General features: G+C 69.2%; 11 protein-coding genes and 3 pseudogenes. 5 read left to right on the top strand and 9 right to left on the bottom strand.

What is annotated here, in order from left to right:
* Window positions 1–91: 91 nt before the first annotated feature.
* From AB0442_RS40390 to AB0442_RS40375, 4 genes and pseudogenes are all read right to left on the bottom strand, one after another.
* A pseudogene (locus AB0442_RS40390) lies at window positions 92–891 on the bottom strand (IS5 family transposase); the annotation flags it as partial.
* Between the two features lie 519 nt (window positions 892–1,410).
* On the bottom strand, window positions 1,411–1,503 hold the full coding sequence (locus tag AB0442_RS40385; RefSeq protein WP_366168514.1) for a terminal protein: 93 nt from the start codon (window positions 1,501–1,503) through the stop codon (window positions 1,411–1,413).
* 196 nt (window positions 1,504–1,699) lie between these two features.
* The gene (locus tag AB0442_RS40380) at window positions 1,700–2,389 is read right to left on the bottom strand and encodes a hypothetical protein (RefSeq protein WP_366168513.1); all 690 of its coding nucleotides are present in this window, start codon (window positions 2,387–2,389) and stop codon (window positions 1,700–1,702) included.
* Between the two features lie 42 nt (window positions 2,390–2,431).
* Window positions 2,432–2,533, bottom strand: a pseudogene (locus tag AB0442_RS40375) (AAA family ATPase); the annotation flags it as partial.
* A gap of 137 nt (window positions 2,534–2,670) precedes the next feature.
* On the opposite strand from AB0442_RS40375, the gene AB0442_RS40370 reads away from it, so the two are divergent.
* The 3 genes and pseudogenes from AB0442_RS40370 to AB0442_RS40360 all read left to right on the top strand — a co-directional run bounded on the left by AB0442_RS40370 (window position 2,671) and on the right by AB0442_RS40360 (window position 4,896).
* Complete coding sequence (locus AB0442_RS40370; protein ID WP_366168512.1) at window positions 2,671–3,768, top strand: hypothetical protein; 1,098 nt, start codon at window positions 2,671–2,673, stop codon at window positions 3,766–3,768.
* A gap of 66 nt (window positions 3,769–3,834) precedes the next feature.
* Window positions 3,835–4,374: pseudogene (locus AB0442_RS40365) on the top strand (winged helix-turn-helix domain-containing protein).
* A gap of 45 nt (window positions 4,375–4,419) precedes the next feature.
* The gene (locus AB0442_RS40360) at window positions 4,420–4,896 is read left to right on the top strand and encodes a transposase (protein WP_366168511.1); all 477 of its coding nucleotides are present in this window, start codon (window positions 4,420–4,422) and stop codon (window positions 4,894–4,896) included.
* Here the strand turns inward: AB0442_RS40360 and istB are convergent.
* Window positions 4,865–5,614 (bottom strand): IS21-like element helper ATPase IstB, encoded by a 750-nt coding sequence (gene istB / locus AB0442_RS40355; protein WP_366168510.1) that lies wholly within the window; start codon window positions 5,612–5,614, stop codon window positions 4,865–4,867. The genes AB0442_RS40360 and istB overlap by 32 nt on opposite strands.
* A gap of 38 nt (window positions 5,615–5,652) precedes the next feature.
* On the opposite strand from istB, the gene AB0442_RS40350 reads away from it, so the two are divergent.
* Window positions 5,653–5,865 carry a DUF6296 family protein gene (locus tag AB0442_RS40350; protein WP_366168509.1) on the top strand — a complete coding sequence of 71 codons (213 nt, stop codon included), beginning with the start codon at window positions 5,653–5,655 and terminating at the stop codon, window positions 5,863–5,865.
* 266 nt (window positions 5,866–6,131) lie between these two features.
* On the opposite strand, the gene AB0442_RS40345 is transcribed toward AB0442_RS40350, so the two are convergent.
* The 4 genes from AB0442_RS40345 to AB0442_RS40330 form a co-directional block, all read right to left on the bottom strand.
* Complete coding sequence (locus AB0442_RS40345; protein WP_366168507.1) at window positions 6,132–6,344, bottom strand: hypothetical protein; 213 nt, start codon at window positions 6,342–6,344, stop codon at window positions 6,132–6,134.
* Between the two features lie 100 nt (window positions 6,345–6,444).
* Entirely contained in the window at window positions 6,445–6,768 is a 324-nt protein-coding gene (locus tag AB0442_RS40340) for a hypothetical protein (RefSeq protein WP_366168506.1), read from the bottom strand.
* A gap of 6 nt (window positions 6,769–6,774) precedes the next feature.
* Complete coding sequence (locus AB0442_RS40335) at window positions 6,775–7,086, bottom strand: hypothetical protein (protein WP_366168504.1); 312 nt, start codon at window positions 7,084–7,086, stop codon at window positions 6,775–6,777.
* Window positions 7,087–7,385: 299 nt separating this feature from the next.
* On the bottom strand, window positions 7,386–8,447 hold the full coding sequence (locus AB0442_RS40330) for an IS630 family transposase (protein ID WP_366168502.1): 1,062 nt from the start codon (window positions 8,445–8,447) through the stop codon (window positions 7,386–7,388).
* A gap of 125 nt (window positions 8,448–8,572) precedes the next feature.
* Between AB0442_RS40330 and AB0442_RS40325 the strand changes: the two genes are divergently transcribed.
* Window positions 8,573–9,322 carry a helicase associated domain-containing protein gene (locus tag AB0442_RS40325; protein WP_366168500.1) on the top strand — a complete coding sequence of 250 codons (750 nt, stop codon included), beginning with the start codon at window positions 8,573–8,575 and terminating at the stop codon, window positions 9,320–9,322.
* Window positions 9,323–10,079: the final 757 nt, after the last annotated feature.

Raw genomic sequence — 10,079 nt, 5'->3', positions numbered from 1 at the left:
GTGCCCGGAGACGGGCACGCCGGGTTCGGGAGGCGGCTCGGGGAAACCCACTGGTGGAGACACCAGCAGGGCGCCCCGAGTCGACCTCACCGATCGCGCGGAACTGCTTGAGGCGGGCGAAGCACCGTTCGACCACGTTGCGGCCGCGGTAGATCTCCTTGTCGAAGGCTGGCGGGCGGCCACCGAGGCGCCCTCGGCGGCGGCGGTTGGCCGCTTGGTCGCGGCGCTCGGGGATCGTGGTGGAGATGCCCCGGCGCCGCAGCAGGCGGCGAATCGCCTTGCTGGAGTAGGCCTTGTCGCCCAGCACTCGGTGCGGTGTCGTGCGCGGAGGGCCCGTGCCGCCACGCGGAATCCGGATGCCGTCGAGGACCTGGCCGAACGTGGTGGCGTCGTTGGCGTTGCCTGGGGTGAGCACGATCGACAGGGGCAAGCCTCGGCCGTCGACGGCGAGGTGGATCTTGGTGGTCAGCCCGCCGCGGGACCGGCCGAGTGCCTGGCGCGCCTGCGAGCGGCCCGGATCTTCCAGTTCGTCCCCGTCTGCGGCCCCTTTTTTCGGGCGCCAGCGGCGTGCTGATGAGCCCGGTTAATCGTGGAGTCAACGGCGACGGTCCACTCGACCCGACCCACCGCGTCGTCCCGAACCTGGACGTGTTCGAGGAGCCTCGCCCAGGTCCCGTCCGATTCCCAGCGGGCGAACCGCTCGTAGACGGTCTGCCATGGCCCATAGCGTTCCGGGAGGTCCCGCCAGGGCGCCCCGGTCCGCAGCCGCCACAGCACCCCGTTGACCACCTGCCGGTGGTCACGCCACGGACGACCACGCCCATCCACCTGCGGCAACAGGGGTTCTATCCGTTCCCACGCCGCGTCCGTCAACTCACCTCGACCTGCCACAAGATCAATTGTCAGACACGCCCTAGCCCTACGGCCGTCGTCCGGCGACCGTGCACCGACGCTCCCCCGCAGGGCCGGCGCGGGCCCGTGCCCTCCGCCCTCCGGTCCTTGCAGGCCTGCCCCGGGAGACGCGTACGGCCCGGCCGCCCATCAAGAGGTGGAGAAAGGGCGGCCGGGCCGGGGAAGAGAGCGCGGCCGATGACCCAACCTCTTCACCCCGGGACGCTACGGCCACCACCCGCCGGCCCCGCGGCAGCACGCCACCCACCAGCAGCGCTTCACCCGCGAGCACCAGCCGCCCGAAGCCGGACCGACCCCGAGCCCCACGGCATGGCCCCGCCGCGGGGCGCAGCAGGGCCGTGGACGGCTTCGCTGCCCCCTGGAGACCGGGAGCCCGCTACGGGCTATGGACAACATCCGCAGCCTCGCCGGCAACCACGCAAACTCCCTGGACAAAGGCCACTGTCTGGTGTCCCACGGGTGGAGCACCAGACCGACCGGGGTGAGTCCGGGCCGTCCCTAGACGCCGAAGTCGGCCCACTCGATCCCGGTGAACTCCACCGCCAGGCCGGAGGCGCGGCGGCCGCCGTCGCGGAAGTAGTGCTCCTGCAAACCGGCGGCGAGGATCGCGGCCTGGTCGGCCTCGGAGGCACCGGTGGCTGCGTAGGTGAGATATGAGAGCGCATGTCGGCGAGTGTTGAGAGTGCTGAGGTGATCCCAGCGCTCTCAATGTTGGCGAGAAACGAGAGCGGCTGACGTCGTGGCCGTCGGTTGCCTGTCGGCGAACGCGGGTGTCTGGCGTCGTCGGTCAGTCGTGCAGGAGGTCGAGTTGCTCGGTGGCCTGCTTCCATCCGCGAGCATCCGGCTCGGCGCGAGCCCGTAGCTCAGCCACCATGGGGCCCCGATCATCGCTGCCAGAGGCCAGGACGAGCTCAAGATCCTCGCGTTGCCGCTGCAGTTCGACGCCCGGGCCAGGAAGCTGAGGGTCGGCCTGCCGTGCAGCCATCGCAGCCGTCTGCAGACAGCGAAGCGCACCGTCCCAGGGGCCACCAGTGCAGGCAGCAACAGCTTCCGAGACTGCATTCAGGGCGTCGAGATGCGCCATCACGGCGCCTTCAGGCACCGCCTCCTCCATGAAGTCGTCCAGGTCAACGGCATCCTCGTCCTCTCCGTCGCTGCCCTCACCGATCGCTGTCTCGTAGGAACGGAAGAGTTCGGCCAGCGACAGATTCGTGTACTCACGGGACCAATCAGCCAGTTGATCAACCAGCTCTTGAAGCCCAGTAGTGGACGAGTCCTGGCCGTTGGCGGCGTCGATCCAGCACTTCCGCAGCAGCTCCGCGACGATCTCGGACCCTGAGCTGCCGTGCCGGCGAAAGCGCTCATCGCCAAGACACCCGGAGATCCGTTCAGCCGCTGCCAGGCCCACCAGCGCCGCCCCACGGCCGTCAAGAGCGCCGAGCGCTGCCTGCCACTCGCGAAAGTCCCAGTTCTCCATACCCGTCCTCAGCTCGACCTGTGGCGATCAAACTAGCGCTGGTCAGGACGCTTGTTCTTGCCGGGCTCGGGTGGTGGCGAGACGGTAGGAGTCGGTGCCGGTCTCGATGATGTTGCCGCCGAAGGTAAGTCGGTCGACGATACTGACCTTGAAAGCGTGATGTCGGCCTGCCGGAGGCGACCTCAGTGACCCGGTCGGGGTCCGCCCGGCGGCGTTGGCGTTGCCCATAGGGTTGGGCTGTAGGCCCTCTCCTTGTCCGTCGCCTGTGGCTGGAAGAAACCGTGACCATCGCCGCTCGTCTCATCGCTACCGTTGCTGCTCCGTTGGCCCCAGGGACGGCAGACGCTCCGCAGATGCTGTGCTGGCCGAACCGCACGCTCCTGGTGCAGCGTGGTGACACTGAGGTGGTGGCTGTCGATATCGATCAGCCTGAGGCTGGCCGCGGCGATGAGATCCGCTTCCCCGCGCCCTGGCCCCGCCGCTTCGGGACGGTGACGGTGTCGCCGGAGCGGGATGCAGCGGTGTTCGCGGGCATCCACGCAGTACGGTCGGTGGCGGCGGCCGGTGCGACGCGGTGGGAAGTGCGACATGGCTGCTGGGGCGGCTGTCCTCAGCTGCACGCGTCGTTCCACGAGTACGCGAACGACAAGGACCACCTATATGCGGACAGCGGCTCGGCCGCCGTCAGCGCAGACGGCAAGCTCGTCTGGGCACACGTCCGCGGGCCGCTGGCCGGCGACGAGATCACGGAGGACGACCAGGAACTGTGGGTAGTCCTGGACGCCGCGGCCGGAAGGCCCTTGGGACGTGTGAACACCGGGACCGTGGCCTCCAGTTCCGAGCACACGTCACACCCGGACCCTTCCCAGATGGGGCTGAGCCTCGGTGAGGGCGAAGAAGGGTCACCTGTGCTGCGGGGACGATGGGACGGGCAGCAGTTGACCGCCGAGCATGTTGGCGACGAGCGGATCCTTCTTGCGGTGAGCCCGTCCGGTCGGCGGCTGCTGACCGTTCCCGTCGGGCAGTGGTCCCTCTCGCTCCACGAGCTGGAGAACGGTCCGAAGGTCGCGCGGAAACTGGATGCCACGGACGCGGTGCCGGCGCACCCGCAGAACACCGGCGACGACAGGGTCTACTGGGACTTCGATGCGGCATTCGTGGACGAGGACACCGTTGTGGCAGGAACCTCCGAATGCGATGCCCGGTATGGATCGGTCCGTCACTGGCTGGTTGACGTGCGGGGAATGGACCTGCGTGGCGAGATCTCCTACCCCGTTCCAGTCTCGGGGCCTGCGCGCGCTGCTGGGGACGGCAGGTGGCACACGATCTCGAAGGACGGGACTACCGTACATCTGTGGGGGCTGGTCCAGGAGAACTGAGGTTGGCTGGGTGAAGCTCGTGCCGTTCAGGGAACAGTGCCCGCCAGCACCCAGTAGTCCTGGGGTGTGAGATACGCACAGGGCGGCGGGCTGACCGACGCCGAGAGGGGCAAGCGGGAGCGGCTGCGGCTTCAGGCGGTGGAGCGCTTCAAGGGCGGGCAGAAGAACGCAGAGGTCGCTGCAGTGCTGCGGGTGAGCGAGCGTTCCGTGGAGCGGTGGCGCCGGGCATGGCGCGAGAGCGGCGAGGCAGGAGTGCTGACGAAGGGCTCTCCGGGACGCTCGAGGCTCAGCGAAGCCCAGATCGCCAGACTCGAGCATGAGTTGGAGCGTGGTCCGCTGGCCCACGGCTGGACCGACCAGCGGTGGACACTCGCGCGGATCAAGACCGCGATCGGCCGGCTGTTCCACGTCTCCTACACGGTCGAGGGCACCTGGCAGCTGCTGAAGCGGCACGGCTGGAGCTGGCAGCAGCCCGCCCGGCGGGCGATCGAGCGCGATGACGACGCGGTCGAGGTGTGAAAAGGGGAGACCTGGCCGCGGGTAAGAGCACCGCGGCGGAGCGCGGCGCCTGAATTGTCTTTGAGGACGAAGCCGGACAGTCGATGACTCCGCCGCGCCAGGACCTGGGGCCGGATCGGCCAGACCCCGGTCGTGCGAGTCAAGGGCCGTGGCTCCGGACGGGTGTCGATGGCGGGTATGACCTGCTACAAGCCGGGCGAGCGGTCCCGGCTGATCTACGCGATCCGCGAGTACCGGGGCCGCAAGAACGAACCGAAGGGCTTCGGGGGGCAGGACTTCCGAGACCTGCTCGTCCGTGTCCGCATCCAGCTCGGCGGTCCGATCGTGCTGGTCTGGGACAACGTCCGCCTCCACCTGACCGCGGATATGAGGGAGTTCATCGACGCGAACGCCGAGTGGCTCACCGTATTCCAACTACCCACATACGCACCCGACCTCAACCCCCAAGAAGGCATCTGGTCCCTGGTCAAGCGCGACATCGGCAACCTCGCCGCCGCCAACCTGACCCAGATCACCAGGGCCGTCAAACGCCGCCTCAAACGCATCCAGTACCGCCCGGACCTCGTCGACGGCTGCCTCACCCAGACCGGCCTGACCATGGACGGCTGACCACCGACATCACGCTTTCAAGTTCAGTAGCCGCGCAGAGCCTGGGGTCGGTGAAGGTCTTCGTCCAGCCGCCGAACGACTCGTTGGAGGCAATCGCAACACTGTTCTTCTCCTCCCTCTCGGTCAGAACCTGGAAGAGCAGTTCGGCGCCGCGACGGTCGAGTTTCATGTATCCGAGTTCGTCGATGCAGAGCAGGTCAACGCGGCCGTAGCGGGCGATGGTCTTGGCGAGCTGCTTCTCGTCGGCGGCTTCAACGAGCTCGTTGACGAGCTTGGTGGCGAGCACGTACTTGACGCGGAAGCCGGCCATCGCGGCCTCGGTGCCGAGCGCGATCAGCAGGTGGGACTTGCCGGTGCCGGAGTCTCCGATGAGGCAGAGCGGCAGGCTCTTCTTGATCCATTCACAGGTGGCGAGGGTGTGGATCATCGCGGGGTCGAGGTTGGGATTCGCGTCGAAGTCGAACTTGCGGAGCGACTTGTCGCGGGGGAACCCGGCGGCCTTGATCCTGCGCTCGGATCGACGCCGGGCGCGGTCGTCGCACTCGGACATCAGGAGTTCGGCGAGAAAGCCGAGGTAGGACATCTGCTCGCGCGAGGCAGCCTCGGCGAGCTCGGGGAACTGGGCGCAGATGGTAGGCAGCCGCAGCATCCGGCACGCCTGGTCGACGGCGGCGCTGGCGGCCTGCTCGGTGAGTCCTCGCTGGCGGGGGAAGGTCATGGCGCTCTCCTTCAGGTGGTCGGGCGGTCCGGCCGCCGTTGTCGCAGCAGCCGGGCGTACCCGGCAGACACGGCCCGCCGGAGGTCGTCATCGTCCACGCCACCGGAACACTCACGGCCAACGGAGCACCGGTCTACGCCAACGCACCCGGCACCTTCCGGGTGGAAATCATCGGAGAGATCGCCCGGCCACTCGCGGAACCGGCAGGACCGGGCCTGCACGCCTGCCTGCACGCCGTACCGCTGCCCTGACGACGCCGGGCCCGCGGCACCGAACAGGCGGAGAATCGAAAAGAGAAGCGGCCAGCTTCATCATCGACACACCTGTTGTTCCCAATGCCGAGGGCCCGCCCCGTTGATACCGGAGCGGGCCCTCGGCGCTGGCTGGTCACAGACCGATGCCGACCAGAAGGGGAAGCAGCCGGGCCGACAGGTGCAGGCGACAGCATCACCCGCACCACCGACCGTACGACCCGCCGGAGCGCCGGCCCGTCAGGCCGGGACGGCGGCCGGTCGGGTCAGGCCTGGTCATCTGGCAGGTCGGTGCCGACGAGGGGGCCTTCGCCGAGCCGACGGCGGGCGCCGGGCACCTCAGGCGGCGCGTCCTCAATGCGCGGCTCCAGGAACGGGGCCCGCCCCACCGGCGCCGGCCGCGCCCGGTCATCGGCCGCCACAGGCGCATCGGTCGCAGTGTCGGAGGGCTGCCACAGAGCGCGGCGATCGGAACTCATGATCACCAGTCTCGCGGCCCCCCGACCCTACGCTGGCGCCCGTCAGGCTCCAGCCCCCTTTCCCCTCCGTTGGCGGCAAGGAAGGGGGTCAGGTGCGCTGCTACAGGTGCGGGCCGATCACCAGGACGGTGATGACCTGGACGGCCTGGCCCTGGTCGTCCTTCTCGTCGGGGCCGCAGGTCCAGTAGATGCGCCAGGCTCCCGGGGTGTGGTTCTCCACGTAGGAGTCCCAGACCTTCTGGTCACTGTGGCCGGGGAAGCTCTCGTACTGGTGGGAGTGCAGGCCGGGGTAGCGGGGATCGGTCTGCAGGAGTGCCAGCGCCTTGCGGGTCTTCTTCAGCCTGACCGGGTCGGCCTTGGGGCCGGCGGCCAGGCGCTGGAGCATCTCGCGCGCGTCATCGGTGAAGCGCAGGACATACGGCACCGTCGTCTAGTCCTCGTCATCCTCGTCGTCGAGGTACTGCGAGAAGTCGCCGAGGTCATGGGTCTGTCCGGCCTTGGCCTGCTCGATGCCGGCACGGATGCGCTCGGCGAGCAGCGGATCGGTCCACACCTGCATCTCCCGCTCCGGGATGGAGACGACCGGAGTCAGCAACAGCACGCCGTCCGGCGTGGCCTGGACGCGGTAGCGCCGTCCGGGCTTCGCCCCGGCACGGCCCAGGGACACCCTCCCCCGACTGTCGACCTCGGTCTCGGCGACGGTCTCGAACTCCTCGCGTGCGTGTCGGGCAACTGCAGCCATCACGGCCTCCACGGTGGCGTCCGTCAGAGGTGAAGTGTCCGCGCATGGTCACGGGCACCGGGACCTCCAGGATACCCACCACGCCCCAAGTGGGAACTACCCACCTGCGGCAGAGCCGGTCCGGCACTGGAAGGCTAGGAAGCGAACAGCCCGGAGGCTATAGGCCGCGCTATAGGGCTGGCCTATAGCGCGGACCGCCCTGCCGTGGTAGGCGCCCACCCGCGCACATCCGTGACGCGGAGCGCAGCACCCGCTGACCGGGGCACCGTTTCCAATCCCGCCCACCCGCCGGTTATTGATCAGAAACTCAATTGGTTCTCGTCGAGGGTGTAGCGCACGTGCGGACCGTGGAAGTAGCCGCGGACGATGTGGGGCTGGCGCTGGCGCCGGCGGAAGAAGCGTCGTGCTTCAGCCGCGAGCTCGGCCTGGTTGCGGGCCCGGTGGCTCATGGGCAGGCTGCGCTTGAGGTCGGAGTTGACCAGCTCGTCGGGGTTGAGCTCGGGCGAGTACGACGGCAGGAAGTGCAGTTCGACCCGGTCGGCGTGGTCGGCCAGCCAAGCACGGACCTTCTTGCTGCGGTGGGCCGAGTGACGGTCCACGACGAGGTGGACCTTGCGATCGAAGTGGCCGACGAGCCGGTCGAGGAAGCGGCACATGACCTGCGCGTCGAAGGTGCCGGTGAAGACCATGAAGTGCATCCGGCCCCTGGTGCTGATTGCCGACATGGCGTTGACCGAGAACCGGTTCCCCCTCCGGCGCACGATCGGGGTCCGCCCCTTCTCACCCCAGGTCCGGCCGGTGACCTGGTCGGAACGAATGCCGACCAGGTCAGCGAACAGCACCTCGGCGCCCTCGGCCTTCGCCCGCGCACGGATCGCCGGCCAGGTCTCCTCCAGCCAGCCGCGCACCGCCTCGCCGTTCTGCTCGACGGCCCGCTTGTCCGGCCGCTGGAACGACAGCCCCAAGCGCCGCAGGTACTTGCCCACCCCCTGCTCGGTCAACCGCACCCAGTACAGCTTCGCGATCAGCGCACCCACCTGGGCACGCGTCCACAGCTGACCGGAAAGCCCCAGGTCACAAGGCTGATGGTCGAGCACGGCCTGCCGCACCGCCCCCTGCTCGGCCTCGGACAGCACCTGATGCTCCCCGACACGCCGCCCACGCGGACGCCCGATCAGCGTCTCACGCCCGCCGGCCAGCCACTTCGCCCACCAGCCGTCCACCGCCTTCAACGAGACCTTGAACACCGCCGCAACGTCCTCGCGATCCCGGCCCTCCACCAACGCGGCCACCGCCCGCAGCCGCAACGCTTCCTGCGCCGACGGCGACAAGTGCCGCGCGTCACCCACCAGTTCACTCACGCGGTGTTCAACGACCCAGAACCCCAACCGTTTCGGATCAATATTCCGCGCTCGTCGGTGAGAATTCCAATTATCCGCTGGGAAAGTGGCTGTCGGAGCGGCGTGGGGAGAATGCGAGCGGCGAATTGGCTCGACACCGGGTCGAGATGCTGGACGCCCTCGGGATGATCTGGTCCGTCTCGGACGCCCGGTTCGAGGCCGGGCTCGACTGGGCCAGGGTCTGGGCGAAGGGCCACGGCGGGTCGCTGGCGGCGCCGGCGCGGGCCTCCGTCGGCGGGTACGCGATCGGCACCTGGCTCTCCGAGCTGCGGGCCGCCGCACAGGTGCCGGCCGGGGAGCCGGGCGCACTCGCCCCGGAGCGGCGGGCCGCGCTGGAGGAGATCGACCCGTGGTGGTGCCCCACCTGGCCCATCACCTGGCAACGCGCCTGGGCAACCGCCCGCATGTGGTGGCTGGACTCCGACGGGCAGGTCGACTGGACACAGCTGCCAGTGGAGACGGTGTACGAGGGTGAGCAGCTCGGCCGCTGGGTCCTCGCGCAGCGGGCCGGCTGGCCGGGGTTGGAGGACGACCAGCGGGACCTGCTGACGTCGATCGGCATCGAAGGCGACCCCGAGCTGGTCGCCGCCAAGGCCGCGGCCGAGGCGAAGCCGAAGATCTCCCGTACGGACCGGTTCCAGCTCCACTTGGCCGCCTTGGCGGAGTTCGTCCGGGAGCATGGCCATGCCCGGCCCGCCCGCACCTACAGGAGCCCTGATGGCCTGTCACTGGGCGCTTGGACGAACAACACCAAGGCAAGGCGGGCCAGGCTCAGTACGGAGCAGCTCGCGCAGCTCGCTGCGCTCGGCGTCGAGTGGGCGGTGGAGGGGGTGTAGGCGACACGGATGGGCGGTGGTTGGCCGCTTCTCTCTTGGCGGTGGCTGTTGTTCGGAAGGCTGGGATTATGAGTTCTGGGATCTTCTGTGTGGCTCCGCTGGCCAGTGAGACGGTCTGGTCGCTGATGGGACGGGTCGCTGAGCGGTACGGCGTGCCGGTGGCTGAGCTGCGGGCATCGTGGGAGTGGAAGAACCAGCCGCCGCGTTCCCCCGGCGTCGGTGGGGTCCGCCCCGACGCCGAGGTCCTCCTGGACCCCGTCGGTCAGGACGTGATGGTCGCGGTGTGCCGTGCTGAGCGACTCAGTCTGGAGCGGGCCTTGCCTGCTTGGTCGGCCGGGCCAGGATCCTTCGCTCGGGTGGCGCCGGGCGGGCGGCCTCAGGCGCGGTGGCAGCTGGGTGGGGCGGTGCATGGTCCGGTCGCGTACGCGTGCCGGATGTGTACGGTTGGGCGGACCGGTCAGAATGTGGCCGCCGCGCGGTACCGCGAGAGGTGGCAGCGGGTCTGCCCGCGGCATGGGCGGTGACAGCTGTTGGGCGCGGGGGACGGCCACGGTCTGGAGCACCTTGATGTCGCGGGGTGTCCGGAGATCGCGGTGGCGCAACGGCGGTGGCCGGTGCCTGCCCAGAACCGCTGGCGCGACAGGCAGGCCGGGCCGCAGTGCGGGCGGAGTCCACTGGTCGCGGTTGATCCGCCCCGCCCATACCGTGGTTTCCGGGGGCGGGATCGTTGGCACGGGAGGCAGGATGCGGCAGTACC

This window comes from Kitasatospora sp. NPDC085895 (genome assembly GCF_040702125.1).
GTDB classification, from domain to species: Bacteria; Actinomycetota; Actinomycetes; order Streptomycetales; family Streptomycetaceae; genus Kitasatospora; species Kitasatospora arboriphila.
The sequence above is the reverse complement of the archived record's forward strand: the minus strand, read 5'-3'. Positions and strand labels throughout refer to the sequence as shown.

Bases quoted from the DNA above. Each gene is read 5' to 3' on its own strand.
- AB0442_RS40380 (WP_366168513.1), bottom strand. From the start codon at position 2,389: ATGGAGAACTGGGACTTTCGCGAGTGGCAGGCAGCGCTCGGCGCTCTT.
- istB (WP_366168510.1), bottom strand. From the start codon at position 5,614: ATGACCTTCCCCCGCCAGCGAGGACTCACCGAGCAGGCCGCCAGCGCC.
- AB0442_RS40345 (WP_366168507.1), bottom strand. From the start codon at position 6,344: ATGAGTTCCGATCGCCGCGCTCTGTGGCAGCCCTCCGACACTGCGACC.
- AB0442_RS40335 (WP_366168504.1), bottom strand. From the start codon at position 7,086: ATGGCTGCAGTTGCCCGACACGCACGCGAGGAGTTCGAGACCGTCGCC.